At 71.4% G+C, this 26,522-nt stretch carries 17 protein-coding genes; 7 read left to right on the forward strand and 10 right to left on the reverse strand.

Annotated features, from left to right (window positions below; genetic code table 11):
• The first annotated feature begins 388 nt into the window (after window positions 1-388).
• The gene (gene lanL / locus ACTOQ2_RS12065) at window positions 389-3,319 is read left to right on the forward strand and encodes a class IV lanthionine synthetase LanL (RefSeq protein ID WP_440099722.1); all 2,931 of its coding nucleotides are present in this window, start codon (window positions 389-391) and stop codon (window positions 3,317-3,319) included.
• Between the two features lie 193 nt (window positions 3,320-3,512).
• On the opposite strand, the gene ACTOQ2_RS12070 is transcribed toward lanL, so the two are convergent.
• Complete coding sequence (locus ACTOQ2_RS12070; protein ID WP_440099723.1) at window positions 3,513-4,352, reverse strand: NAD(P)H-binding protein; 840 nt, start codon at window positions 4,350-4,352, stop codon at window positions 3,513-3,515.
• Window positions 4,353-4,436: 84 nt separating this feature from the next.
• On the opposite strand from ACTOQ2_RS12070, the gene ACTOQ2_RS12075 reads away from it, so the two are divergent.
• Window positions 4,437-4,844 (forward strand): winged helix-turn-helix transcriptional regulator, encoded by a 408-nt coding sequence (locus tag ACTOQ2_RS12075; protein WP_440099724.1) that lies wholly within the window; start codon window positions 4,437-4,439, stop codon window positions 4,842-4,844.
• Window positions 4,845-4,959: 115 nt separating this feature from the next.
• On the opposite strand, the gene ACTOQ2_RS12080 is transcribed toward ACTOQ2_RS12075, so the two are convergent.
• Window positions 4,960-6,354 (reverse strand): pyridoxal phosphate-dependent decarboxylase family protein, encoded by a 1,395-nt coding sequence (locus ACTOQ2_RS12080; protein ID WP_440099725.1) that lies wholly within the window; start codon window positions 6,352-6,354, stop codon window positions 4,960-4,962.
• A 65-nt stretch (window positions 6,355-6,419) separates the two neighbouring features.
• On the opposite strand from ACTOQ2_RS12080, the gene ACTOQ2_RS12085 reads away from it, so the two are divergent.
• Window positions 6,420-6,887, forward strand: a complete 468-nt coding sequence (locus ACTOQ2_RS12085) for an Lrp/AsnC family transcriptional regulator (protein WP_362839792.1) — start codon at window positions 6,420-6,422, stop codon at window positions 6,885-6,887.
• A 20-nt stretch (window positions 6,888-6,907) separates the two neighbouring features.
• On the opposite strand, the gene ACTOQ2_RS12090 is transcribed toward ACTOQ2_RS12085, so the two are convergent.
• Entirely contained in the window at window positions 6,908-7,690 is a 783-nt protein-coding gene (locus ACTOQ2_RS12090) for an ATP-binding protein (RefSeq protein ID WP_440099726.1), read from the reverse strand.
• A 702-nt stretch (window positions 7,691-8,392) separates the two neighbouring features.
• On the opposite strand from ACTOQ2_RS12090, the gene ACTOQ2_RS12095 reads away from it, so the two are divergent.
• The gene (locus ACTOQ2_RS12095) at window positions 8,393-9,694 is read left to right on the forward strand and encodes a helix-turn-helix domain-containing protein (protein ID WP_440099727.1); all 1,302 of its coding nucleotides are present in this window, start codon (window positions 8,393-8,395) and stop codon (window positions 9,692-9,694) included.
• A gap of 182 nt (window positions 9,695-9,876) precedes the next feature.
• Here the strand turns inward: ACTOQ2_RS12095 and ACTOQ2_RS12100 are convergent, their stop codons facing one another.
• The 4 genes from ACTOQ2_RS12100 to ACTOQ2_RS12115 all read right to left on the reverse strand — a co-directional run bounded on the left by ACTOQ2_RS12100 (window position 9,877) and on the right by ACTOQ2_RS12115 (window position 15,673).
• Window positions 9,877-10,623 carry an RloB family protein gene (locus ACTOQ2_RS12100; RefSeq protein WP_440099728.1) on the reverse strand — a complete coding sequence of 249 codons (747 nt, stop codon included), beginning with the start codon at window positions 10,621-10,623 and terminating at the stop codon, window positions 9,877-9,879.
• Window positions 10,624-10,733: 110 nt separating this feature from the next.
• Window positions 10,734-12,008 carry an AAA family ATPase gene (locus ACTOQ2_RS12105; protein ID WP_440071012.1) on the reverse strand — a complete coding sequence of 425 codons (1,275 nt, stop codon included), beginning with the start codon at window positions 12,006-12,008 and terminating at the stop codon, window positions 10,734-10,736.
• Window positions 12,009-12,366: 358 nt separating this feature from the next.
• Window positions 12,367-14,058 carry a GMC oxidoreductase gene (locus ACTOQ2_RS12110; RefSeq protein WP_440099729.1) on the reverse strand — a complete coding sequence of 564 codons (1,692 nt, stop codon included), beginning with the start codon at window positions 14,056-14,058 and terminating at the stop codon, window positions 12,367-12,369.
• Window positions 14,059-14,149: 91 nt separating this feature from the next.
• Window positions 14,150-15,673, reverse strand: a complete 1,524-nt coding sequence (locus tag ACTOQ2_RS12115) for a succinic semialdehyde dehydrogenase (protein ID WP_440099730.1) — start codon at window positions 15,671-15,673, stop codon at window positions 14,150-14,152.
• 146 nt (window positions 15,674-15,819) lie between these two features.
• Here ACTOQ2_RS12115 and ACTOQ2_RS12120 point away from each other — a divergent pair, with 146 nt between their 5' ends.
• Together ACTOQ2_RS12120 and ACTOQ2_RS12125 are read left to right on the forward strand one after the other, a co-directional pair.
• Window positions 15,820-17,859, forward strand: a complete 2,040-nt coding sequence (locus ACTOQ2_RS12120; protein WP_440099731.1) for a beta-propeller domain-containing protein — start codon at window positions 15,820-15,822, stop codon at window positions 17,857-17,859.
• A gap of 249 nt (window positions 17,860-18,108) precedes the next feature.
• Window positions 18,109-21,021, forward strand: a complete 2,913-nt coding sequence (locus ACTOQ2_RS12125) for a M36 family metallopeptidase (protein ID WP_440099732.1) — start codon at window positions 18,109-18,111, stop codon at window positions 21,019-21,021.
• A 198-nt stretch (window positions 21,022-21,219) separates the two neighbouring features.
• Here ACTOQ2_RS12125 and ACTOQ2_RS12130 read toward each other — a convergent pair whose 3' ends face one another.
• Window positions 21,220-22,962, reverse strand: coding sequence for a glycerol-3-phosphate dehydrogenase/oxidase (locus ACTOQ2_RS12130; RefSeq protein ID WP_440099733.1), 1,743 nt, complete (start codon window positions 22,960-22,962; stop codon window positions 21,220-21,222).
• Between the two features lie 219 nt (window positions 22,963-23,181).
• Here ACTOQ2_RS12130 and nagA point away from each other — a divergent pair, with 219 nt between their 5' ends.
• A complete protein-coding gene (nagA, locus tag ACTOQ2_RS12135) occupies window positions 23,182-24,318 on the forward strand; it encodes an N-acetylglucosamine-6-phosphate deacetylase (protein WP_440099734.1) in 1,137 nt (378 codons plus the stop codon).
• A gap of 19 nt (window positions 24,319-24,337) precedes the next feature.
• On the opposite strand, the gene ACTOQ2_RS12140 is transcribed toward nagA, so the two are convergent.
• Together ACTOQ2_RS12140 and ACTOQ2_RS12145 are read right to left on the reverse strand one after the other, a co-directional pair.
• A complete protein-coding gene (locus ACTOQ2_RS12140) occupies window positions 24,338-25,270 on the reverse strand; it encodes a hypothetical protein (RefSeq protein WP_440099735.1) in 933 nt (310 codons plus the stop codon).
• Window positions 25,271-25,392: 122 nt separating this feature from the next.
• The gene (locus ACTOQ2_RS12145; protein ID WP_440071004.1) at window positions 25,393-26,511 is read right to left on the reverse strand and encodes a GuaB3 family IMP dehydrogenase-related protein; all 1,119 of its coding nucleotides are present in this window, start codon (window positions 26,509-26,511) and stop codon (window positions 25,393-25,395) included.
• Between the last annotated feature and the right edge of the window lie 11 nt (window positions 26,512-26,522).

The raw sequence follows: 26,522 nt of genomic DNA on the forward strand, positions 1-26,522 counted from the left end.
TTGAATACTCGGCGGATCATACGTGGCGGACGAGAAGTGCGTACTTTTACATGGCACACCCCGTATCCACCGTGTTTTCGTATTGCCAGCGCCGGCAGGCGGAAAAGAATGCGGCGGCTCCGCCGATCTCACATATGCGCGATCACCACGACGCGGTCCCGGTGACGGGAGCGGCGGTGGCCGCACCCCGGCGGGATCCACGCCATCGGCGCGGCTCCCGGGCGTGAACACCTCGCGCGTTTCCCGCTTCCCTCCCACCCGTTTGACGCGGATCTCCCGCATGACGCGATCTCCCGCGTGACGCATCTCCCGTTTGACGTATTTCCCGTTTGACGTCGGACCGATTCCCGCATGACGTCGAACCGCGACAGCCGAAGGATGACCTCCCGTGAAAAGCCCGACGGGCGACAGCGCCCTCCTGCGTGACATCGCGATCACCGAGATCGGACGGGTCCCGGCCCGTGAATGGTCGGTCACCGACGGGGAATTCTGGTGCCTGGTCGTTCCCGGCGGATACGCGATGCCCGCGCAGGGCTGGAAACTTCACGTCTCCGCGACGATGCTCTCCGCTCCGATCGTGCTCTCCCGGGTCGTACGGGTGCTGGCCGCCGAGGGGTGCGCCTTCAAGTTTCCCGCGCGGCTGGGCGACTACTGGGAGCTGCTCGCCCCCCACTGCGCCCGCGCCCAGGCGGGGAAGTTCGTCACCGCCTACCCGGTGGGCGGCGCCGAGGCGGCCCGGCTGGCGCCGCTGCTCGACGAGGCCACCTGGGGGCTTCCCGGCCCGGCGATCCTGTCGGACCGCCCCTACCGGCCCGGCGGGATCGTCCACTACCGCTACGGGGCCTTCGGCGGGCACCGGGTGCTCGGCAACGACGGCTTCTACGAGGTCCGGCTCCGCACGCCTGAGGGGACGGCGATCCCTGACGAGCGGCTGCCACGGTTCTCCCCGCCCTCCTTCGCCGTCTCGCCTTTCACCGCCCCCGGCGCCTCCGGAACGGCGGACCGCGCCTTCGGGGCCTCCGTGCCGCCGCAGCGGCCCGCCGTGCTGCTGAACGGCCGTTTCGTGGTCCGCGAGGCGGTGCGACACGCCAACAGGGGCGGCGTGTACATCGCGGAGGACACCGAGAGCGGCGCCGAAGTCGTGATCAAGGAGGGCCGGCCGCACGCCTCGTCCGATCTCGGGGGCCGGGACGCGCGCGACCGGCTGGCGACGGAGAGGTCCCGGCTGGAGGCCCTGGCGTCCAGCGGGGTCGTCCCGGCCGTGGTCGACTTCTTCGAACAGGGCGGGCACGCGTTCCTCGTCGAGGAACTCGTGCCGGGAACGACGCTGCGGCGCTGGTCCGAGGGGAACGCCGGGCCCCTCGGGCACGACGGCTTCGGGAACGGCGCCGCCGAGGTCCGGCCGATCCTGCGGCGCCTCGTCGACGCGCTGCGGGCCGTCCACGACCTCGGCCACGTCTTCCGCGACCTCTCGCCGGACAACGTGATGCTCCTGCCCGGCGGCGACCTCCGGCTCGTCGACCTGGAGTACGCGACGGTGCCGGGCGACATCGTCATGATCGGTGGAACCCCCGGCTACCTCGCTCCGGAACTGGTGCCGCACACCGGCGAGCTCCGGCCGGCGCCGGGAGAGACGGCCGACCTGTTCGGCCTCGGCGGGCTGGCGTACTTCCTCGCGACCGGCGCCGGGCTGGAACTCCCCGAGGACGGCACGACGGGCCCGGCCCGCGGCCGGCGCCTCCTCGACCACGTCGCCGCGGTGTCCGCGGCCAACCCCACCCTCGCCCTCCTCCGCCCCCTGGTGGAGGGACTGGTCACCGAGCCGGAGGAGCGCTGGTCGCTGAACCGCTGCGCGAGGTATCTGGACACGCTCGCCCCGGCGGCTCCCGCCGCCGACCTCGCGACGGCGCGGGAGACGCGGGAGACGCGAAAGGCCTGCCCCATCCTCGCGGGGGCAGGGGCGGGCGGGGCACGACGGGCGGATCTCCTGGTGGCCGACGGGCTGGCGCGGCTGGTGGAGACCATGGACCCCCGGCGGGACAACCCGTCGCCGTGGCCCAACGCGGTCGCCGGGGACGGCGGGGCCGAGGCGGACCCGTGCTCGGTGAACGGGGGCGTGCCGGGCATCCTGGCCGTCCTGACGTTCGCCTCCCGCGCGGCCGTCACGGACAACGCCTTCACAGGCAACACCGTCACAGACAACGCCTTCACCGACGACACAGCGGACGCAAGAGGCGCGGCGTCCGCCGCGGCCGGGTGGCTCCGCCGCCGTCTCTCCGACGAGGACGCCTGGCCCCCCGGCCTGTACTTCGGGCGCTCGGGAGCCGTCTGGGCCCTTCACGACGCGGCGGAAGCCACGGGCGACGACGAGATGCGGGACTTCGCGCTGCGGGCGGCGGCCCGGCTTCCGGTGGACCACCCGAGCCCCGACGTGACGCACGGGCTGGCCGGGTCCGGCATGACGGTGCTGCGCCTCGCCCTACGCTCGGGCGATCCCGTGCTCCGCAGGCGGGCCGTGGAGACGTTCGAGAACCTGCACGGCGCGCGGTCCTACCGGATGGGGCACCCACGGTGGCCGACGCCGGAGTCGTTCGACTCCGGTCTCGCGGGCGCCGACCATCTCGGCTTCGCGCACGGGATCGCCGGGGTCGGCACGGCGCTGCTCTACGCCGCCGTCACCCTCGGCCGCCCGGAGTGGATGGCGACCGTGCGCGAGGTCGCCCGCGCCCTGTACGAGCACGCCGACGTCGACGGCGACACCGCCTGGTGGCCGGCCCTCGCGGGGGATCCGCGGACGGCCCTGCCGCGCCGGCCGCACTGGTGCAGCGGCTCGTCGGGGGTCGGCTCCTTCCTCGTCCGGTACTGGCGCGCCACCGGCGACCCGGACGCCCTGCGGCTCGCCGGTCAGGCGGCGGTCGCGGTGCACAGGACCCGCTGGCAGTCGGGGGCGGTGCCGTGCCACGGCCTGCCCGGCGACGGCGAGTTCCTCCTCGACATGGCTGGGTTCACGGCCGACGACCGGTATCTGCGCTGGGCCGGGGACCTGGCCGGGTGCCTGGAGGCCAGAGCCGTGACCCGCTCCGGCAGGCTGCTCGTGCCGGACCCCTTCTCGAAGGTCGTCCCGACGTTCCTCGGCGGCACGGCCGGGATCGTCGCCTTCCTCGTCCGGCTGCGCCACCGGCACGCGCGCCCGTGGATGCTCGACGACGTCGTGGGGGACGCCTGGCGTCCTCCCGTCCCAGGCTCGCCGCCCGCTCCGGGGCGGCGGAAGGAGAAACGGTCCGCGCCCGGCGCGGCCACGAGATCGGCGAGGAGGTGAAATCGATGTCGTTCGACGTTCAGGACCTTCAGGGTCTTCAGGAGCGCGAGCCGGCCGCCGCCGAGGCGGGCCGCGTCACGAACTGCCGTATCCACATGTTCTGCACCGACAACTGATCACACGGGCCCCCTGCCCTCTCCGCGGCCGGGCAGGGGGCCCCTCGGCCGGCGCGGCCGCCGCGCCCTCCCCCTGTTCACCCCTGTTCGCGAGGTCCCGCGACGATGACCTCCAGGGCGGACCGGGGAGCCCTGCCGAGCAGGGCGCGCAGGTCGCCGCCCGTCGCGTCCATGAACCCGTTCGCGATCGAGGAGTAGGTGCTCACCAGCATCGGGACCTGGAAGGACGCCAGGCCGAGGGCGGTGAACGCCTCGCGGGCCCCGGCGAGGGTGCCGGGCTCGTACGAGACGGTGCCTCCCGTGGCCCCGGTGAGGGCCGCGGCCAGCTCCGCGCCGCCGACCGCCTCCTCCCCGACCAGCTCGTAGGTCCGGCCCGCGTGCGCGGAGGCATCGGTCACGACCAGAGCGGCCACGTCGGCCAGGTCCTCGCGGGCCACCGCGGCCAGCCGTCCCGCTCCCAGCGGCGCGGTGATCCTGCCGTCCACGGCGGGCGCGAGCGTCGCCAGCAGCTCGGCGTAGAGGCCGTTGCGCAGGATCGTCCAGTTCGCGGCCCCCTCGCGGAGCCTGCGCTCGGTCCAGCGGTGGGCGAGCGCGTAGGCCAGGTGGTCCCCGGCGGCGCTGAGGCCGGTGTAGACGATGTGCGAGACCCCGGCCTTCTCCGCCGCCTCGATCGCCGCGCCGTGCCTGGCGATCACCACGTCGTCCTCGCCGTAGCCCGCGGAGATCAGCAGCAGCGTGTCCACCCCGGCGAATCCCTCCTCCAGCGAGGCGGGGTCCTCGAAGTCGACCGGGCGGGCCGGTGTCCCGGCGGGGACCGCCTCCGGGGTGCGGCTGCCGATCACCACGTCGTCCCGCCCGGCCAGCCGAACGGCGACGAGCCGCCCCAGTGCGCCCGTCGCCCCCGTCATGAGAATCATGGAATCTCCCCCGCGTAGTTGGTTCTCTTCGGTAACCGGGTCCATCATCGACAACCAGGACACGTGGCATAAGGAGGCACTTCGATGTCAGTCGGGCACACGGAGGTAACCACGGAGCCGGTCGTCTCCTGCGGGGGCGAGGACTGCGGCATCCGCGAGGTCCTCGACCGGATCGGCGACAAGTGGTCGGTGCTGGTGGTCGTGGAGCTGGCCCAGGGGGTGCGCCGGTTCCGCGAGCTCCAGCGGGCCCTGCCCGGCATCTCGCAGCGGATGCTCACCCTGACCCTGCGCCGCCTGGAGCGCGACGGCCTGATCTCCAGGACCGTCCACGCCGTCGTCCCGCCTCAGGTCGACTACGAGCTGACCCCGTCCGGGCACAGCCTCACCCACCTGTTGCGGACCCTCGTCGACTGGTCGGCCGAGCACCGCGACGGCATCGCCGAGTCGCGGCGCCGCTGGGACGCCGCCCACCCGGACTCCGGGATCCGCTGAGGGCGCCGGGGTCCACCCCGGGACTCCCGGGGGACCGGCCTTCCGCATCGGCCGCATCGGCCGCACCGTCCGCACCGGGTTCGGCGAGGAGCGGCCCGGCGCTCCTCGCGGGGGGTCACCGGGGACCGGCCGTGGCCTCAGGTCCGGAGATCCGGTCGAGCAGCGCCTCCAGCGTCTTGTCGTCCGTGGCGGGGGCCATCACGGTGACCCGCAGGTGGCGGACCCCGCCGACCTCGGCCGAGGTCAGCTGGAAGGCCCCGTCCTCCATCAGGCGCTCGCGGATGTCCGCCTGGTCGCCGGCGCCGTACCGGAAGCAGACGATGTTGCTCTCCGGCTCGTACGGGCACTCGAAGTCCGGCCGCTCGCGGGCCAGTTCCCAGAAGCGGTGCGCGGTGGCGTACCGGCGCGCGACGTACTCGCCCAGGCCACGCTCGCCCCGCCAGGCCAGGTTGAGGAAGATCTTCAGGCCCAGCTCGGCCTTGCTGCACTCCACGGTCCTGCCGATGAGGTCGAAGCCCTGCTCCCCGTAGAACAGGTAGCTGGCCCGCTGCCGGAAGGCCGCGTCCAGGTCGCCCTCGCGCCGGGTCAGCACCGCCGCGGCCAGGCTGGAGGTACGCAGCATCTTGTGCGCGTCCCAGATCAGCGAGTCGGCGAGGTCTATCCCGTCGAGCAGGTGGCGGTGCTTCTCGGAGAGCAGCGCGGAGGCACCGTGGGCGCCGTCCACGTGGAACCAGACGCCGTTGGCCGCACAGAACTCCCCGATCCCGCGCAGGTCGTCGTGGAGGCCGGTCCCGGTCGCGCAGGCGTTCGCCACCAGGGCCATCGGCCGCCGCCCCGCCCGGCGCACCCGCTCCAGGGCCTCGGGCAGGCGGGCGACGTCGATCCTGCCGAGCCCGTCCACCTCCAGCGGCATCACGGCCCGCTCCCCCAGGCCGAGGATCGCGGCGGCGCGGGTGAGCGAGTAGTGCGACGACGCCGGGGCGAGCAGCGCGAGGTCGCCGGGGACGCCCTCGGTCCACGCCTCCGGGGCCACCGACGCCCGCGCGGCCAGCAGCGCGGTGAGGTTGGCCAGCGATCCCCCGTGGGTCAGCACCCCGCCGCCCGCCTCGCCGAAACCGACCTTGCCGAGCATCCAGCGCAGCACCTCGAACTCCACGGTCGCCGCCGAGGCGCCCATCTCGTAGATCGCCATCGGGTTGTTGCTCACGCCGTGGACGAGGTCGGCGAGGGCCGCGGGGAAGTCGGGAGCGGCGACCTGATGCCCGAGGTAGGCGGGATGGTGCAGCCGCGTGCCCTCGGCGAGGTAGGTGCGCAGGAACTCCGCGTGGTCGCCGGCGGTCATCCCGCCCTCGCGGATCCACCGGGCGAGCCCGAGCCGCTCGGCCAGCTCACCGGGGGGTCTGCGGCCGAGCACGGGTGGCACGCCCCGCTGGCTCTCGTCGACGTAGGCGGCCAGCTCGTCGACGGTCGCGGTCGCCGCGTTCACGAATTCCTCAACATTCCATGTCACACGGGGATACTGGTCGAATTCACGACAGCTCGCCAGGCGAGCCGAATTGGACGGAGGTGAACCCGGTGAGCGTCGAACTGGATTCGGTGGACCGGCGAATTCTGGCCGAGCTGCAGAAGGATGCGCGACTCCCCAACAAGGACCTGGCCGAACGGGTGGGCGTCGCCCCCTCCACGGCGCTGGAGCGGGTGCGCTCCCTGCGGAGGCGCGGGGTGATCGGTGCCTTCCGCGCCGAGGTGGACCCGGCGACGCTGGGCCGTCCCCTGCAGGCGCTGCTCGCCCTGCGGGTCCGGCCGCACACCAGCCAGCTCGTCGACCCGCTGCGGGCCTTCGTCCTGGGCCTGCCGGAGACCATCGCCCTGTTCCACGTGGCCGGCCCACAGGACTTCCTGGTCCACGTGGCGGTCGCCGACGCCGACCGCCTGCACCGCCTGCTGCTGGAGAAGTTTCTGATCCGTCCCGAGATCGTGCACGTCGAGACGACCCTCATCTACCGGACCGAGACCCAGCCCGTCCAGCGGCCCACCGGCTGATTCGTGTCCGGCTCCCGGGCTCAGGACGACGGCCGAGAAGTCGTTCCAGGAAGAAGCCACCAGCGGGCCCAGACGGTTTTGCCGGGATGATCGGGGAGTGGGGTGACGCCGGATTCGTGGGCGAGGGCCTCGACGATGGTCAGGCCACGACCGTGCAGGGCGTCGGTGTCGAGACGGAGGTGCCGGGGCTGCCCCGGCCCGCGGTCGGTCACCTCCAGACGGAATTCATCGGCTCCGGCCCGCAGGGAGAGGGTCGCCGGGGCGTCGCCGTGGACGACGGCGTTGGCCAGGAGCTCCCCGGCCACGAGGACCACGTCGTCAGCGAGGTACGCCAACGTCCAGGCGGTGAGGGTATCGTCCACCAGGGCGCGGATCTTGGCGATCGCCGAGGGGTCGTGGGGCACGTCCCAGCAAGCGGTTCGGGGGTCGTCCGGGATGTCGGGCATCGTGGCTCCTCGGAGTGCCGATGAGGTGTGTTCGCTCTCCCGCGTCCGTGAGGGTGGTGACGCGGTGGGTCGGGTCTCGTGCGCCGGCCGGAGATGCTCGGCCTCGCGCATCAGGTCGCGGAGCTCTTCGACGGTGCCCGCGTACACGATCAAGGGTTGAGGTGCGGACCAGAGGGCGACGGCATGGAAGCGCCGGGTGGCCGGGCCGTACCAGACGGCCCAGGCGGGTTCGAGCAGGTCGAGCTGCCGAGCGCGGGCCACGCTGTCCGCGTCCCAGCGCCGGGGAGCGGCCGGAGAGACGAGTGCGCCCCGCCGGTGCCGCCCGGTCGGCCGCTCCCGGCCTTCCCGTCCACTCATACCGTCACCGCCGGCGTGGTGGAGCTCGTGCTCACCGGACGCGAACCTGCGGGGTTCGGCGGCCATCCGTGCCGGTGGGGAAAAGCCGCCGTTGTCACGAGCTGGTCCTGTCGCCGGTGCCGCCCGGGCGAGTTGGGCGGGAAGGCGGGCCTCAGCGGAGGACGAGCCGTACGAGGTTCGGTGTGCGGCGGCGGAGGGGAGGTCGGAGGTTCGGGCCGGAGGACCGGTCTCGTCGATGTGGCCACCGCCTGGGACCGACCGCACAGACCGAGACGCCTGCGCGCGGCCATCCGGGCGCGAACCTGCGCGGCGGTGGGCTGCTGCCAGTCGTGGTGGATCCGGTGCGGCAGGCTCGTGGCCTCGTGGGCGTACGGGGGATGCCCGCACCAGCGGCAACCGAGCGGCATCGGCGGTTGGTCGGCGTGCCAACGAACCCGGATCGGCCTGGGGTTTCCTCTAGGGTTGTGCATCGGATCGGACCTCCAGAGTCCGGTCAAGGGGCCCGTCCTGGCGTGCGATGCCGTGACGGGCCCCGTTTTCATTCGGGTCTTCCTGCCATCAGAGAAGCCTCGGCACCTGTCTCCTCACCAGCGCATGTGCCAGGTGCGCACGCCACGTGCAGGATCTGCATATCCACCCTCCTGAAGAGGATCGGCGAGCGTATGGTGACCGAGGGGAATGATGTCGTGACCGGGAGTCGCGATGAGCGGGCAACGAAGTACGCACGATGATGATCAATGGCAGTCGCCACAGCTGCGAGCACTGATCGCCGCCCATGACGTCGGCGGTGTCATCAGGTTCGCGCGGCAGCTACGGAGCTGGAAACAAGCCGACCTGGGGAAAGCCTCGGGCTACTCGGCATCGACGATCTCCCGGCTGGAGACAGGTCGGCGTGCGGGGATCGACCTTCAGGTGCTGCGCCGCGTCGCCCACGCAGCTGGGGTACCTAGTCATATCCTTAGCGCGCTGATCAATCCGGTTACGGTGGCTGAAACGATGGGTCAGCCCGCGAAAGAAGACTTGATGCGCCGCCGCACTCTGCTGTCCGCCGCCGGACTCGCTGTCCCTGCTCATCTGCTATCCAGACTCGATGACGCGCTGGCCGTCCCGCCCGCATCCTCCGGTCCTCCCCTGCCTGAGCGGATTGCCTCCCGTCTGGCCTGGGCGCGAAGCCGCTTCGACAGCGGCGATCTGGCCCGGCTTGTCGCTGATCTGCCCGACCTTCTGGCCCTGGCCCACGAAGCGGCCGATAACCGGAGAGCGGATGCTTGCGCTCAGGCGGCCGCCTGCTACGACCTGGCGACCGAGACCCTGGACAAGATCGGGAGATATGAGGCGAGCAGGATCACCGCAGACCGCGCCAGCGTGTTCGCGGGTCTGTCCGGCTCCCCGATCAGCATGGCCGCCTCGGCGCGCTCCCTGGGCATCGTGCTACGCCACGAAGGCCGCCAGAAAATCGCCGACCAGCTCACTCTGCGGGCCACCCACCGCTTGGAGGCCACAGGACTTGGCACGCCCGCCCACACCGCCGCCTACGCCCAAATGCTGTGCACCTGTGCCTACAACGCCGCACAAGCAGGAGACCGAGACCGCGCCCTAGAAATGATCAAACAAGCCGCGCACGTCACCACCCGGCTTCCCAAGCGGGCGATTGCCGACCAGCCCTTCAGTATCAACCCCGCGCACGTCAGCCTGTACGAGATCGGCGTGCACTGGTCCCTAGGCGACGCTGGAGCAGCCCTGCACGCCGGGCGCGACGTGCATCCCAGCCATCTATCCACCCCCGAACGACGCGGACGCCTGTACACCGACCTGGCACGAGCATGGTGGCAATGGGGCAAACCCGAACAAACAACGGTGGCCCTGTTGAACGCCTTCCGGCAATCGGCCGACGAAGTCCGCGCTCGGCCCAGCATCCGTGCGATGGCGGTGACCCTGATCGACCAACATCCTCGGGTAGCCGGTGTGCAGACGCTGGCCGTCGCCATCGGCCATCGGCGCTGACCTGTGCGGCCCTTGTGTCCCGTTGAGTGAGAGCGAGGGTACGGCTGACATCCGGTTGCCAGCCCTATGGTCGGAACCCAGTCATGCCGCGCAGCCCTTGACCCGCCACCCCCTCAGGTGATTCCCACGATGGGCAGCCGCAGGGCCCCGGGGGCGGCGGCACACTGGGATCCTGGTCGAGTTCACGACAAATCAACAATGAGGGGAGCCGTCTCCGTCTCCGCCGGCGCGCCTTTGCCGGGTTTCCGCCCGTCGATACCCAGCGTGGCCAACAGCCGCCACACGTCGGTGGACGGATCGCGCTGGAGGACCTGACACTCCAGGGCATGTCCGGAACGGGCCGCCCACGCTTGAGGAGACTCCGGTTCGGCCTTGAGGTCGACTGGCCCGATCTTCGCACGATCGGGCTCGCAGAACCCCTGAGCGCAGGAGGCCACCAGACTTCGGGCATGCGCCACCGCCTTGCCCTCCCGTCCTTTCAGGGCATCGCGCCGGGCGCCCTTGATGCTCTTCTCCCCCTTCCTGCCATAGTCCTTGAAGGCGTCCGCGCCCCTGGCCTGCCGCAGCTTCTCAACCACGATCTTGCCGCTGCCACTCTGCGCCCCTCCGAACATCTGGAAGTGCAGCAGTAACCACAGGTCGAACGACGGGTGCGAGAACGCGAGCTCGACCCTGGACTCGGCGGCGGCCTTGACCGCCTGTGGGATGTCATTCCACCGATCACGGTCGAAGAGCGCCCATGCCTCATCCTCACCCGCGACTTTCCGTACGGCTTCGACGATCCCCGAAGGCGTCCTTCCATCCCTGCGGGGGACGAGCTGGATTCGGAACGATTGCCGACCCTGACCTCCGCCGTCCCCGAACTGGTCGTTCAGGTAGTCCAGGTAGTCCGGTTCGGTGGATTCGCCCTCGCAGGCCACGTACAGCACCCGTACCTCACGCGAATGCGAGCCGAGTCTCGGAGCCAGCGGACGCTCGTCTTCCAGACTCCCGCGTCTTCTCCGCCTTCCCGGTTCCCGCTCTTTCCCCGCCCGCTTGCTCACGCCGTCGCCTTCGCCTCTTGCCTGGACAGTTCACGGACGATTTTTCCGGCGGTGACCCGAGGCACTCCGCCGTAGCGGCCACGTAGGTAACCGCGTTCCAGGTTCTCCTCCTTACGTGGCTTGGCCTCTGTCAGCGGGTACAGCTCGGTCTCTCCTGAGCGTTGCTTCACCGTGATCCACACCTGATCACGGTTGAGCGGCCTGTCGAGCACCTCGCTGCCCAGCAAGGTCGCGTCATGCGTCGTGAAGATCAGTTGTGCGCCGCGCGGGTTGGACGCGGGGTCCTGGAAGACCCGTACGACCTCGGCCGCGAGCGTGGGGTGCAGGCTCGAATCCAGCTCGTCCACCAGCAGGACCGATCCCTGATCCAGCACGGTGAGCATGGGCCCGAGAAAGGCGAACCAGGCATGGGTGCCCAGGGACTCTTCCGTGCGAAAGTCCAACGCCGTCTCTCCACCATTCGGTGTGCGATGCCACAATCTGATCTCGCCGGTCTCAGGGTCCGTATCAAGGCGGGTGACCCCCAAATCGGCCGACTGCAGCAACCGCGTGATCCGCTGGTGGTAGCTCTCCTCCTGATCCGAGCGCATGAGGAGCCGCTTGGTCCAGTCCACTCGGGCATTGAGATCTCTGCCCGGTGTCACCAGCCACAGGTTGTTGAGGAACCACCTGTGCACCGCCGACAGCTGGGGATCGTTGAGGGTCGCACCGACGGACAGGAACAGGGCGTTGGGGCGGGTCAACCTGACCAGCGGATCCCGTTCTCCCCTGAAGCCCTCTCCCCTGAAGACGAACTCCCCTCCCTCCGACTCAGGACGGCCCGCCTCCCGGTCGAACCAGACGTTGCGGCGGCCATGCGGGTATGAGTGAAGCCACTCCGCCTCCACCCGCTCATCCGACAGCTCGAAACCATAGGTGTAGCGGACGGGATCCCTCCCCAGGGCAAGATCCACCTCGAACAGGGTCGTCTCCTCGCGAGAGGCGGGATCGAGCTTGAAGGGCTGCCGGGGAACCACCTCCGGCGTCTTGGCCCAGTCGGCGAAAGAGTCTCGCACCGCGTCGCGCATGAGCTGGAAACCGCTGAGCAGGTTCGACTTCCCCGACGCGTTGGCTCCGAACACACCCGCTACGGGTTGCGCTGAAACATCTCGTCCCCGGTGTTTGAGGCCAGTCCTGCGTCCTGCACTCTCATCGAACTCAGTTGCGATTAGAGACAGCTCATACTCATTGCGGATGGACCGGTGGTTGGCCAGCCGGAAACGGATAAGCACCGTAGACCTCCTACCGAGACAGGGCTTTCCGCACCGTCATCTACATCTTGGTGCACAGAACCTGCACGTAACAGCCTATGACGCTCTCTCAACAGATGCCAGCATAGGATTACCATGTCCTCTGGAGCCTGGCCTGGTGGTATGAGGTTTGTAGCGATATGAGATCTCAGGACATATTCGGCCGCCGCGCCGGTCGGGCATCCGGACATTGACGGCAGCGGTGAAGGATCCCCGGCCATGGGGAGCGAAGGCGAGGACCGGGCCGGTGTGCCCCCTACCGTCCCGGACAGCACGACGCCCGTCGAAAGAGCGGCGACCTCGCCGTAATCGACCCCACGGCGGAACCCGGCGCCTCCCGTCAGGTGATCTCCACGATGGGCAGCCGCAGGGCCCCGGGAGCGGCGGCCGGGACGGCGGGGTTCTTGGGGGCGACGGGCGCGAGGCGTGCGTACGGGGAGCCCGGGGCGGGGCGCGGGTCCGGCTCGCCCCGGTTGGGCCACAGTGCCATCGCCCGCTCGGCCTGGGCGGTGATGGTGAGGGAGGGGTTGACGCCCGGGTTGGCGGAGACCGCGGAGCCGTCGACGACGTGCAGGCCCTCGTGGCCGTGGACGCGGTGGTAGGGGTCGATCACCCCGGTGTCGCGATCGGCGCCGATGACGCATCCGCCCAGGAAGTGGGCGGTGGCCGGGATGTCGAACAGGTCGAGCCAGGAGCCGCCGGGGATGCCGCCGACCTCCTCGGCCGCGTGCCGGACGAACTCGTGACCGGCGGGCAGCCAGGTGGGGTTGGGCTCGCCGTGGCCCCGCTCCGAGCGCAGCCTCGGGCCGAACGGCCCCCTGCGCGCGGACAGGGTGATCGAGTTGTCCTTCGCCTGCATGACCAGCGCGATGATGCCGCGCTCTGACCACCGGCGGTGGTTGAACAGCCTCGCCACCCGGTGGGGCGCGCGCAGGGCCTCACCGAGGAACTTCAGCCAGCGCGGGGCGCCGCCGCCGTCGATGAGCAGGGTGCGGAGCATGCCCATCGCGTTGGAACCGTCTCCGTAGCGGACCGGCTCGATGTGCGTGCGGGCGTCGGGGTGGATCGAGGAGGTGATCGCCACCCCCCGGTTGAGCTTCTCCCCCTCGACCGACAGGCGCTCGAACCCGAGCAGCGCCTCGGAGTTGGTCCTGGTGAGGGTGCCCAGGCGGTCGGAGAGCCGGGGCAGCGTGCCCGCGGCCTTGAGCCGGTGCAGCAGGCGCTGGGTGCCGTACGTCCCCGCCGCGAAGACCACGTGCTCGGCGGTGAGCGCGCGGCGGCGCCAGGGCGTGCCCGTCCCGCGCGCCTCGACCCGGTAGCCGCCGTCCACCGGGACGACCGAGGTGACCGTGGTCTCGGGGAGGACCCTGGCCCCGGCCCTCTCCGCCAGGTAGAGGTAGTTCTTGATCAGCATGTTCTTGGCCCCGTGGCGGCAGCCCGTCATGCACTCGCCGCACTCGGTGCAGCCCCTGCGGCGCGGCCCCGCGCCGCCGAAGTAGGGGTCGTCCACCTCCACTCCCGGGGTGCCGAAGAAGACGCCGACCGGCGCCAGGTGGAAGGTGTCGCCCACGCCCATCCGCTCGGCGACCGCGCGCACCACCTCGTCGGCCGGGGTGACCGTCGGGTTGAGCGTCACGCCCAGCATGCGCGAGGCCTGGTCGTAGTACAGGGCCAGCTCGGCCTTCCAGTCGGTGATGGACGACCACTGGGCGTCCTGGAAGAACGCGTCCGGCGGCTCGTAGAGGGTGTTGGCGTAGACCAGGGAGCCCCCGCCGACCCCGGCGCCAGCCAGGACCATCACGCCGGTGCCCTTCTCGCCCCTGAGCACGTGAATGCGCTGGATGCCCTTCAGGCCCAGCGCCGGGGCCCACAGGAAGTCGCGGACCCGCCAGGAGGTCCTGGGGAGCGTGGTCTCGTCGAAGCGGCGCCCGGCCTCCAGGACGGCGACCCGGTAGCCCTTCTCCGTCAGCCGCAGCGCCGAGACGCTCCCGCCGAACCCCGATCCGATCACCAGCACGTCGTAGTCGAACACGGCGGCTCCCTTCGCACGACGACCCCGTCGATCACGGCGGCCCCGGTGACTTCGACGGCCTCCCGGCGGCCGTCGAAGTCACCGGAGCCCCTCACTTCAGGTGGAGCGTCTTCATGACCTTGAAGGCGGTCGCGAGGGTGTCGGCGTACTTCTCGTACGCCATGCCGAGGATCGGCTCGAAGCCCAGCCAGGACGCCTGGCTGGAGACGGTCTGCCCCTCGGTGTACTTCAGCAGCCCCTCAGCCCCGTGGCGGCGGCCGAGGCCCGAGGACTTCATGCCGCCCATGGGCGCGTCGTAGGAGGCGTAGGCGGAGCCGTACCCCTCGTTGATGTTGACCGAGCCCGCCCTGATCCGGGAGGCCAGCGCCCGCCCGCGCGGCACGTCGCGGGTCCACACGGAGGCGTTGAGGCCGTACGCGGTGTCGTTGGCCCGCTCGACCGCCTCGTCGTCGTCGCCGAAGCGGTAGATCGCGACGACGGGGCCGAAGGTCTCGGCCCGGCACATGTCCATGCTCTCGTCGACGTCGGCCAGGACGGTGGGCTCGTAGAACAGCGGGCCGAGGTCGGGGCGGGCCCGCCCCCCGGCGAGGACCCGGGCGCCCTTCGCGACGGCGTCGTCCACGTGGGCGGCGACCGCCTCCAGCTGCCGCGGGGAGGAGAGCGAGCCCATCTGCACGTTCCAGTCGAGCCCGGCGCCGAGCCTCATGTTCCCGACCTGCCGGACGAACCGCTCCAGGAAGGCGTCGTGCACGGAGTCGTGGACGTAGAGCCGCTCGACGGACAGGCACAGCTGCCCGGCGTTGGTGAAGCAGGCGCGCAGCGCGCCCTGGGTCGCCGCGTCCAGGTCGGCGTCGTCGAGCACGAGCATCGGGTTCTTGCCGCCGAGCTCCAGCGAGCAGCCGATCAGCCGCCGGGCCGCCTCCTCGGCGATCTTCCGGCCGGCCCGGGTGGAGCCGGTGAACGCCACGTAGTCGGCGCCGTCGAGCAGCGCCTCGCCCACCTCCGCGGGGTCGCCGAGGACGACCTGCCAGATCTCCCTGGGCATGCCGAGGGAGACCAGCAGGTCGATCGTCCACAGCGTGGACAGCGCGGTCTGGGTGTCGGGCTTGTGGACCACGGCGTTGCCGGCGAGCAGCGCGGGAACGGCGTCGGTGACGCCGAGCGAGAGGGGGTAGTTCCACGGCGAGATCAGGGCCACCGTCCCCCGGGGCTGGCGGGTCTCGACCGTCCTGGTGGCGACGGGCAGGATCCCGGCGCGCCTCCTCGGCTCCAGCAGGCCGGGGGCCCACCGCGCGTGGTAGAGGGTGCAGCCGGCGACGTCGAGGACCTCCTCGAAGGCGTGCCTGCGGGCCTTGCCGGTCTCCCACTGGACCACGTCGAGGATCTCCTCGCGGCGGTCGAGGATGGCGTCGTGCAGCCGCAGGAAGGGCTCGGCACGCTCCCGCGCGGGCCGGGCCGCCCACGCCCGCTGTGCCTCCCGCGCCACGGCATGGGCGGAGCGGACGTCATCGGCGGTGGAGACGGGCATCTCGGCGAGGACCTCGCCGGTGAACGGCGCCGTGATCTCCCGCGTCTTGCCGTCGGAGGTCACGTGCCGCACGACGCGTTCGATCATGCGGGGAGCGAGAGCCCTTGTCATCTCGGCCCGTGTCATTTCAGGGGGAACGGCCATGTTCGCAGCGTAATCGTGGGAGGCGTGCCGTGGCTACCGGCGGGTAGCGAGGTGTTGAACCACACGTCCTCCCGATCCGTCGTAGGGGCATGAGGACATCGATTCGTACGGCCGGCGCGGTCGCCCTCGCCGCCGCCCTGCTCGCCACGGCGTGCACCCCGACGGAGACGAGGACCGCCGCGGGCCGTACGACGGCGCCGGTCGATCTGGGGAACGTCAAGCTCGTCTCCTACAGCGGCTGCGACGACATGCTGGCCGGCCTGCGCGCGGCGACGGCGAGGAACGTCGGTCCCTGGGGCATCGGCGGCCCGGTCGTCATGTACGCGGAGACGCAGTCGGACGCCTCCGCCAAGCGCGCGTCCGGTGCGCCCGAGCACTCCACCACGAACACGCACGAGGCCGGGGTCGACGAGCCCGACCTGGTGAAGACCGACGGCGATCGGATGATCACCGTGAACCGCGGCGTGCTGCGGGTGGTGGACACCGCGACCAGGAAGGTCACCGGCACGCTCAGGCTCGTGGACGCCGAGCAGGCGTGGGCCCCGGCCGACCTGCTGGTCAGCGGCGACCGGGCGCTGGTGCTGTTCTCCGGCGGCGGGATCATCCCGTACGGCGCGACGGCCAAGCACGCGGCGAGCCCGGGACCGCGCTACGTCCTCGTCGACCTGTCGGGGAAGCCGAAGGTGATCGGCGCGCTCACCCCCGAAGGCGCCCACGTGGACGCCAGGATGGTCGGCTCGACCGTGCGGATCGTGGTCCGCAGCCAGCCGCGGATCGAGTTCCCCGACGCCGGGCCCGGCCTGTCGGACGGCGAGCGCACCCGGCGCAACGCGGAGATCATCGCCAGGGCTCCGATCGAGGCGTGGCTGCCGAAGTACGAGCTGACGTCCGCGGACGGCACGACCTCGGACCGCAAGGTCGACTGCGGGCAGGTCAGCCACCCCGCGGAGTACAGCGGGACGTCGATGCTGACCGTGCACAGCCTCGACCTGTCGCAGGCGCTCGCCGAGACGGCCCCGATCGGCGTCGCGGCCGACGGCGACACCGTCTACGGGACGGGCACCAGCCTGTACGTGGCCAGCAACCCGCACTGGTGGTGGCCCCGCCCGGTGGACCGGGTGATCGTCGAGGACGCCCCTGCGACACCGGCCGCCGAGCCCGCCCCGACCCTCCTCCCCGAACCGTCCACCACCCCGACGCCGACCGCGACACCGACCGCGACGGCGGCCCCGGAGCCGCCGCCGGAGGAGACCGAGATCCACCGGTTCGACATCACCGCGGCCGGGGCACCCCGCTACGTCGCCTCGGGCAAGGTCTCCGGCAGGCTGCTCAACCAGTACTCCCTGTCGGAGCACGAGGGGCACCTGCGGGTCGCCACCACCTCGACCGCCGCGCGGGACGCCTCGACCGGCTCCCCGGAAGCCGCGCCGGACACCTCCAGCGCCGTCTACGTGCTCGACGCCGACACCCTGGCCAAGACCGGCGAGGTCGGCGGGCTCGGACAGGGCGAGCGGATCTACTCGGTCCGCTTCATCGGTCCCGTCGGCTACGTGGTGACGTTCAGGCAGGTGGACCCGCTCTACACGCTCGACCTGCGCGACCCGGCGGCACCGAGGAAGACGGGCGAACTGAAGATCACCGGCTACTCGGCGTACCTGCACCCGGCGGGCGACGGGCGGCTGATCGGCGTGGGCCAGGAGGCCAGCGAGCAGGGCCGCACGCTCGGCACCCAGGTCTCGCTGTTCGACGTCGGCGACCCGGCCAACCCCCGCCGCCTGTCCCAGATGTTCCAGAAGGACTCCGGCTCGGAGGCAGAGTGGGACCCGCATGCCTTCCTGTACTGGGCCAAGACGGGGATGGCGGTCATCCCGGTGAGCTCGTGGACGGGGACCGAGCAGAGCAACGGGACCGCCCTGGTCCTCAAGATCGATGATTCCGCGGTCACCAGGACCGGCACGGTCAGCCACCCCAGGCCCAAGCCCGCGGAGAACACCCGAGTGGCCTCGTACGACCCGGGCATCCGCCGCTCGGTCGTCATCGGCGACAGCCTGTGGACGGTCTCCGACCTTGGCCTCAAGGTCAGCGACATGAAGGACCTGTCCGACCAGGCCTGGATCCCCTTCTCCTGACCCCCTCGCTCTCCTGATCCCCTCGCGACCTGGCGAACCCCAGAGCCCGCGCCCCCGGCCCGACCGCCGGGGGCGCAGCTGTTTGCACGGTCCAGACCGCCCTACAACACGGTCCAGACCGCCCTATAACACTGACATATACACCTTTACAAGATCTTGTCATGACACTTGAATCGGTGTTACCTCTTGCGCAACACACGTGATCCGCGTGTGCATGGCCGGCGACGGCCATCTTTCGCAGGAGGATCGGTGTCGACCAAACCCTGGTCACGCGTTACCGTCATCGCCGCCGCCACCGCGGCGCTCGTCATTCCCCTGCCGGGGGTCGCCCAGGGCGAACCCGGCGGCCGGCCCCCCAAGGTCCACGACTTCCAGGCCGAACACGGCGCCAAGCCCGACCTGGACAACCGGCGCGGCAGCGTCGCACCCCCCACCTCCCTCTCCAGGTCGGCGACGGCGAGCGCCGCGACGATCCGGTGGAACGCTCTCGGCACCCCGGCCGTCGTCACCGGCTCCGCCCCCCTCGCCGAGGGCCTGGACGCCGACCCCGAGCGGGCCGCGCGGGCCTACCTCAAGGCGAACGAGAGCCTCTTCGGCCTCTCCGGCGAGGCCGTGGACGCGCTGGAGAAGATCGCCGCCAACCCCATCGGCGACGGGTACGCCGTACTCCTGCGGCAGAAGTTCGGCGGCCTGCCCGCGGGCGTGGACGGTCAGGTCGTGGTCGGCGTGAAGGGCGGCAAGGTCCTCCACGTCACCTCGACCCTCTCGCGCTCCTCCGAGGCGCCTCCCGCCGCCAGGCTCACCGAGCAGCAGGCGCTGGAGATCGCGGCCAGGGACGGCGGGATCGACCTGGCCACGGCCACCGTCAAGAAGGCCACCGCCACGGCGGTACCCGCGCCCGACGGGACGCACAACGCGTTCCAGATCACCCTGATCGGCGGCGGCGAGGGCGAGCCCGCCGCGTACACGACGCACGTGGACGCGGTCAGCGGCGAGATCCTCACCCGCGAGAACCTGGTGGACCACCACAGCGCGCCGGACGACCCCCGCTGGGAGGCCTTCCCGGCCAACCCCCCGGCCGACTACTCCTCCACCGACACCCGCGCGACGTGGTGCGCCACGGCCGGACCGGGCTGCGACCTGGTCGGGGCCGACCCGGCCACCGGCAAGGCGTGGGACGTCGACCACGCCACGGACACCCCGACGAACACGAGTGTCGGCAACGCCGCCAAGACCGTGGAGAACCGCGCCAGCGGCGACGCGTTCTCCGTCGGCACGCGCAGCAACGTGGCCACGCCGAACCGCGAGTACGTCTACCCGTGGACCAACAAGTGGTACACGGCCAAGTGCGACCCGGCCGTCCTCGACCAGCCAGGCGAGGCCGACCTCGAAGCCGCCATCTCCAACCTGCACGTCATGCACAACCGCATGCACGACTGGTCCTACCGGCTCGGCTTCACCGAGACCGCCTGGAACATGCAGAACGACAACGGCGAGCGCGGCGGCCTCGGCGGCGACCCCGAGCAGGGCAACGCCCAGGCGGGCGCCCGGGTGCTCAGCGTGCGCGACAACGCCAACCAGATCACCGGCCCCGACGGGATCGCGCCCATCACCAACATGTACATGTGGCAGCCGATCGCGGGCGCGTTCTACTCGCCCTGCGTGGACGGCGACTACGACATGTCGGTGATCGGGCACGAGTACACCCACGCGATCTCCGGCCGCATGATCGGCGGCCCGAACGCCGGGTGGAGCGGCGCCCAGGCCGGGGCGATGAACGAGAGCACCTCCGACCTGTTCGCGATGGAGTACCTCTCCGAGTACGGCTTCCGCCCCGCGGGCGACACCCCGTACGTCACCGGCGGCTACGTCACCGGCGACAAGAAGGCGGGCATCCGCAACTACGACATGTCCAACTCCCCGCTGAACTACAGCGACATCGCGTACGACATCGTCGGCCAGCAGGTGCACGCCGACGGTGAGATCTGGTCGGCGACCCAGTACGACGTGCGCAAGGCCTTCGTCCAGAAGTACGGCCAGGGCACCCCGGCCAAGCAGAAGGCGTGCGCCGACGGCAAGACCCCGCTCGGGGAGTGCCCCGGCAACCGCCGCTGGGCGCAGGTCTCCTTCGACGCGCTGCTGCTGATGGCCTCCGGCGCGGTCAGCTACGTCGACCACCGCGACGCGCTGCTCGCGGCCGACGCCATCCGCTTCGGCGGCGCGAACCAGGCCATCATGTGGCGCGCGTTCGCCGAGCACGGCCTCGGCGAGGGCGCGGCGAGCGCCGGGGCCAACGACCCCGACCCGACGCCGAGCTTCGTCGACCCGGCCGGCAAGAACGGGAAGATCCAGCTCAAGCCGCTGCTCGAGGCCAAGGACGCCGCGCTCCGGCTGTACGTCGGCGACTACGAGGGCCGCGTCGTGCCGGTGGCCGACACCGACCCGGCGACCGAGCTCGGCGACACCGTCGAGATGACCCCGGGGATCTACGACTTCGTGGTCGCGGGCAACGGGTTCGGGCACACCCGGGTGAAGTTCGCGGTGCTGCCCGGACTGAAGCTGCCGCTGCCGCTCGCGGTGCCGAAGAACCTCGCCTCGGCGGCGCTGGGCGCCACCGCGACCGGCGACGGCGTCAACCAGGCCAAGCTGATCGACGAGACGGAGGCCACGAACTGGGCCTCGCTCACCGGCCCGGTCAAGGGCAGGTCCGTCACCGTGGACCTGGCCGGGACCAAGCCGGAGAAGATCCGCCGCGTGCAGGTCAGCGCCATGCTCAGGCCCCCCGCCCCCACCGACCCGGCCGACCCCGGCACCCAGAACCGCTTCAGCGCCCTGCGCGCCTTCGAGGTCCTGGCCTGCGACGCCACCAAGAAGGACTGCTCCTCGCCCGCGTCCTTCTCGGTCGTCTACACCAGCCCGTCCAACGCCTTCGAGACGCGCCGGCCGCGTCCTCGCGGCGCCGACCTGCTCATCGAGTCCTTCAAGATCCCCACGACCACCGCGACCCACCTGACCCTGCGGGCCGTCTCCACCCAGTGCACCGGCAACCCGGTCTACGCCGGCGAGCAGGACGCCGACCCCAACTCCGCCACCGACTGCGCCACCGCCAGCCCCGCCAGGGACCACCTGCGCGCGGCCGAGTTCCAGGCCTTCACCCGCTAGTCCTCCCGGAATCTCCTGCCGGCCTCTCCCGAGGGGCCGGCAGGCCCTCCGGACACCCGCCCGACCCCTCCGGAGCCCGTCAGTCCCTCCGGAGGAGTCCCCGGGTCCCGAGTCTCTCGGGGCCCGGGGACCTTTCCGTTCCGGGGCCTTCCGGTTTCTGGCGCGTTCAGCTTCCGGGGCGTTCCGGCTCGGGAAGGGCTAAACCGGGTTCGTCTCGGGACTGGCCACCGGCACGATCTCCGGGGCGCCCAGGCGGATGGCGTCGGCCTCCTGGTCGGTGTCCTGCTCCTGGGAGAGGCGCTCGGACTCGACGCGCTTGGTGTAGTACTCCACCTCGCGCTTGATCTGCTCGGCGTCCCAGCCCAGCGGCTCGGCGAGCAGCTGGGCCGTCTCCTCGACCACGCCCACACCCCGGTGGAAAGTCTCGATCGAGATGTGCGTACGCCGGGTCAGCACGTCGTTCACGTGCCGGGCGCCCTCGTGGGTCGCCGCGTAGACCACCTCCGCCCGGAGGTAGTCGTCGGCCCCCGTCAGCGGCTTGGCCAGCGACGGGTCCCGCTCGATCAGCGCCAGCACCTCGTCGATCATCGACCCGTACCGCTGGAGCAGGTGCTCGATCCTGGCCACGTGCAGCCCGGAGGACTGGGCCAGCCGCTGCCGGGAGTTCCACATCGCCTGGTAGCCCTCGGCTCCGACCAGCGGGACCCGGTCGGTGCAGGAGGGCGGGACCCGCTGGTCAAGGCCGTGCGCCACGGCGTCGACCGCATCCTTCGCCATAACACGATATGTCGTGTATTTTCCGCCGGCCACCATGACCAGGCCCGGGACGGGATGGGCCACCACGTGCTCGCGGGAGAGCTTGGACGTCTCCTCCGACTCCCCCGACAGCAGCGGGCGCAGCCCGGCGTAGACGCCCTCGACGTCCTCGCGGGTGAGCGGGACCGAGAGCACCTCGTTCACATGGTCGAGGACGTAGTCGATGTCCGACCGCGACGCCGCCGGATGGGCCCGGTCCAGCTTCCACGCGGTGTCGGTGGTGCCGATGATCCAGTGACGGCCCCAGGGGATGACGAACAGCACCGACTTCTCGGTGCGCAGGATGATCCCGGTGAGCGAGTGGATCCGGTCGCGCGGCACCACCAGATGGATCCCCTTGGAGGCGCGCACGTGGATCTGCCCGCGCCCGCCGACCATCTCCTGGATGTCGTCCGTCCACACCCCGGTGGCGTTGACCACCTGGCGGGCCCGCACCTCGAGCTCCCTGCCGCCCTCCAGGTCGCGCACCCGGACGCCGGTGACCCGCTCCCCCTCGCGCAGGAAACCCACCACCTGCGCCCGCGAGGCGACGTTGGCCCCGTACATGGCCGCCGTCCGCAGCGTCGTCATCACATGGCGGGCGTCGTCGACCTGGGCGTCCCAGTACTGCACCGCGCCGGAGAACGCCGTCCTGCGCAGCGCGGGTGCGAGCCGCAGCGCCCTCGTACGCGACAGGTGCCTGTGGCCCGGCACGCCCCGGGCGAGCCCGGTGGAGAAGCCCATCGTGTCGTACAGCACCAGACCCGCGCCGACGTAGGGCCGCTCCCAGCCGACATGCGTCAGCGGAAACAGGAACGGCACCGGCCGCACCAGGTGCGGGGCGATCCGCTGCAGCAGCAGGGCCCGCTCCTGGAGCGCCTCCCTGACCAGCTCGAAGTTGAGCTGTTCCAGATAGCGCAGGCCGCCGTGGATCAGCTTGGACGACCTGGACGAGGTGCCCGAGGCGAAGTCACGCGCCTCCAGCAGCCCGACGGACAGGCCCCGGGTCACCGCGTCCAGCGCGACTCCCGCTCCGACGACCCCGCCTCCGATCACCACCACGTCGAGTTCCTCGGCGCTCATCTGCGCCAGTGCGGCGGACCGCTCGGCAGGACCGAGCCGTCCGGTGCCCATTCGCGCCGTCATGTGCAACCCCCTGGGGTGCGGCTTGTCGCCTTACGTGAGGTATCTACCCATCTACCCTAGGCACCATTACCGACCGGTAGGCAACGGCGGCGGTGACGCGCCACCACGCCCTCCAGGCCCCGCCCGGGGCGTGTGACCGGGCGCGCACGCCCCGGAGCGGACGGTCACCGCTGGAGTGCCGGGAGCCGGTTCTCCCGAGGACCCGCGAGGATGGGGAGCATGAGCATCACACTCGCCGACGCCCGCGTCGTGACCCCCGAAGGTGTCCACGAAGGCTGGCTCACCATCGAAGACGGCCGCATCACCCACGTGGGCCAGGGCTCGGCCCCCGGCGCCGGGCTCGGTCTCGGCGGCCGGTACGTCGTGCCGGGCTTCGTCGACATCCACAACCACGGCGGGGCGGGCGGTTCCTTCCCCACAGGCGACCCGGACCAGGCGAGCCGGGCCGTCGACCTGCACGCCCGCCACGGCACCACCACGCTCATGGCCAGCCTGGTCACCGCGTCCCCCGAGGACCTGGCCAGGGCCGCCTCCTCCCTCGCCGACCTGTGCGAGGACGGGCTGCTGGCCGGGATCCACTTCGAGGGCCCCTACATCTCCGCCGCCCGCTGCGGGGCGCACAACCCGGCGCTGCTGCGCGAGCCCTCGCCCGGGGAGCTCAGAACGCTGCTCAAGGCCGGACGCGGCCACGTGCGGATGATCACCATCGCCGCCGAGCTGCCCGGCGCGCTGGACACCGTACGGGAGGCGGTGGCAGGCGGCGTGATCGCCGCCCTCGGCCACAGCGACGCCACCTACGAGCAGACGATCTCCGGCATCGAGGCGGGCGGCAGCGTCGCGACCCACCTCTACAACGCGATGCCGCCGCTGCACCACCGCGACCCCGGGCCGATCGCCGCGCTGCTCCAGGACGAGCGCGTCACGGTCGAGCTGATCAACGACGGCGTGCACCTGCACCCGGCCATGACGCGCCTGGCCTTCGAGGTCGCGGGTCCCGGCAGGACCGCGCTGATCACCGACGCCATGGCGGCGGCGGGCATGGGCGACGGCGTCTACGGGCTCGGCCCGATGACGGTGAACGTCGCGGACGGGGTGGCCCGGCTGTCCGAGAGCGGCACCATCGCGGGCAGCACCCTGACCATGGACGTCGCGTTCCGGCGCGCCGTGCGCGAGGTGGGCCTGTCACTGGCCGAGGCGTCCGAGATCGCCTCCCTGACCCCGGCGCGGGTGCTCGGTCTCGCCGACCGCCTGGGATCCGTCTCGGTCGGCAAGCGGGCCGACCTGGTGATGCTCACCGACGACCTGGAGGTCTCCGGCGTCATGCGCGGCGGCGCCTGGATCACCGAGCCCCGCTGAACCCCTGGATCCGGGCGGCTCAGGACCAGTCCCAGCGGATGCCGACCAGGCCGGGTTCCAGCGACCCGGCCACCAGGTGCACGGCGTTGTGGGCGTTGAGGGAGAGCTCGCCGAGATCCTCCTCCCCGGTGCCGGTGCCCTGCCGGGCGAACCGCTGGACGCGCACCGGGAGTGCTTCCGGCGCGAAGTTCACCCGGAGCACGTACTGCCCGGCCGGGTGCCGGAAGCCCCGCTCGTACTCGACGGTCTCCACGCCGCTCGGGTCGGCCAGCTCGTAGCGGATGATCTGCGTCTCGCCGGGCCGCAGCATCTGGTCGAACAACAGTTCCGCCACGACCAGGGCGGTCGGCCCGTCGCGGCGGACCCGGCCGACCCGGCAGTCCTCCAGGGCCCGGACGCGCACGCGCTCCACGTCGCATCCCAGGTCGCCCCGGTAGACCATGATGTAGCGGTCGGTGGCCTCCTCGTGCGCCTGCACCACCTGGAGCGTCTCACGCCGCACGGTGCTGCGGTCGGGACCGATCTGCAGCGTCTCGTACATCCCGGCGATGTGCAGGCGCCGGTCGTCGGCCACCCCGTTCAGATCGTGGATCATCGCCGACAGCGTCTGGGAGGACTCCATGATCGCGGAGTAGGGCAGGGCGCCCACGGGCAGCTTCCCCGCGTCCCGCCCGCGCGGCCTGGGCGGGCCGAGAAGGGCCATGAGGGAGCGCGGCGGCAGGACGAGGATCTCCTCCAGGGCGCGCACGGCGCGCAGCGACTCGGGGCGCTCAGGGCGGCGCAGCCCCTGTTGCCAGTAGCTCAGGCTCGTCATCCCGACCCGGAGGCCGCGTTCGCCGAGGTGCCGGCGAAGCCCGGTCAGCGTCAGCCCGCGGGTCTCCACCGCGGCGCGTAGCGCGACGTGGAAGGGCCCCTCCTTGAGGGCGACCCGGAGCTCCCGATCAGTTGGCACGTACGAATGCTCACAGATTTCTTCAAGCGCGTCATTTCGGTTATCGGCGGCACGGGAGACGGCGAGCACCCGGACTCGCGGGAGGGCGGCCCGGACGAGGTTCCGCCCCGCCCCGCGAGATGTCAGCCGATCTGCGGAGCCACGACGACCTCGACCCGCTGGAACTCCTTGAGGTCGGAGTATCCGGCGGTGGCCATCGTGCGCCTGAGCGCGCCCATCAGGTTCATCGAGCCGTCGGCGACCGAGGAGGGGCCGTGCAGGATCTGCTCCAGCGTGCCGACCGTGCCGAACTCGACCCGCTTGCCCCTGGGCAGCTCGGGGTGCTGCGCCTCGGAGCCCCAGTGGAAGCCCTGGCCGGGAGCCTCGACGGCCCGCGCCAGCGGCGAGCCGACCATGACCGCGTCCGCGCCCACGGCGATCGCCTTGGCGATGTCGCCGGAGGTGCCCATGCCGCCGTCGGCGATGACGTGGACGTAACGGCCGCCGGACTCGTCCATGTAGTCGCGGCGGGCGGCGGCCACGTCGGAGATCGCGGTGGCCATCGGCACCACCACGCCCAGCACCGTGCGGGTGGTGTGCGAGGCGCCGCCGCCGAAGCCGACGAGCACCCCGGCCGCGCCGGTCCGCATCAGGTGCAGCGCCGCGGTGTAGGTGGCGCACCCCCCGACGACCACGGGGACGTCGAGCTCGTAGATGAACTGCTTGAGGTTGAGCGGCTCGGCCCTGCCGGAGACGTGCTCGGCGGAGACCGTGGTGCCGCGGATCACGAAGATGTCCACGCCCGCGTCGATGACGGCCTTGTGGTACTGGACCGTGCGCTGCGGGGACAGCCGGACGGCCGTCGCCACCCCGGCGGCGCGGATCTCCTCGATGCGGCGGCCGATCAGCTCCTCCTTGATCGGCGCGTCGTAGATCTCCTGCAGCCGCTTCGTGGCGGGCTCGCCCTTAAGCTCGGCCACCTCCTCCAGCAGCGGCATCGGGTCGTCGTACCGGGTCCACAGCCCTTCGAGGTCGAGCACGGCGAGACCGCCGAGCCTGCCGACCTCGATGGCGGTCTTCGGCGAGACCACGCTGTCCATCGGGCTCACCACGACGGGCAGCTCGAAGCGGTAGGCGTCGATCTGCCAGGCGATCGAGACCTCCTCCGGGTCGCGGGTGCGACGGGACGGAACGATGCCGATCTCGTCGAGCGCGTAGGCACGACGGCCGTTCTTGCCGCGGCCGATCTCCACCTGAGTCATATGTCTGTCTT

The sequence above is a fragment of the Streptosporangium sp. H16 genome, assembly GCF_051918855.1.
Taxonomy (GTDB): domain Bacteria; phylum Actinomycetota; class Actinomycetes; order Streptosporangiales; family Streptosporangiaceae; genus Streptosporangium.

What these genes read in the sequence shown, in the direction of transcription:
- ACTOQ2_RS12070 (WP_440099723.1), bottom strand. Translation starts at nt 4,352, where the DNA reads ATGATTCTCATGACGGGGGCGACGGGCGCACTGGGGCGGCTCGTCGCC.
- ACTOQ2_RS12075 (WP_440099724.1), top strand. Translation starts at nt 4,437, where the DNA reads ATGTCAGTCGGGCACACGGAGGTAACCACGGAGCCGGTCGTCTCCTGC.
- ACTOQ2_RS12090 (WP_440099726.1), bottom strand. Translation starts at nt 7,690, where the DNA reads ATGAGTGGACGGGAAGGCCGGGAGCGGCCGACCGGGCGGCACCGGCGG.
- ACTOQ2_RS12095 (WP_440099727.1), top strand. Translation starts at nt 8,393, where the DNA reads ATGAGCGGGCAACGAAGTACGCACGATGATGATCAATGGCAGTCGCCA.
- ACTOQ2_RS12115 (WP_440099730.1), bottom strand. Translation starts at nt 15,673, where the DNA reads ATGATCGAACGCGTCGTGCGGCACGTGACCTCCGACGGCAAGACGCGG.
- ACTOQ2_RS12120 (WP_440099731.1), top strand. Translation starts at nt 15,820, where the DNA reads ATGAGGACATCGATTCGTACGGCCGGCGCGGTCGCCCTCGCCGCCGCC.
- ACTOQ2_RS12130 (WP_440099733.1), bottom strand. Translation starts at nt 22,962, where the DNA reads ATGACGGCGCGAATGGGCACCGGACGGCTCGGTCCTGCCGAGCGGTCC.
- nagA (WP_440099734.1), top strand. Translation starts at nt 23,182, where the DNA reads ATGAGCATCACACTCGCCGACGCCCGCGTCGTGACCCCCGAAGGTGTC.
- ACTOQ2_RS12145 (WP_440071004.1), bottom strand. Translation starts at nt 26,511, where the DNA reads ATGACTCAGGTGGAGATCGGCCGCGGCAAGAACGGCCGTCGTGCCTAC.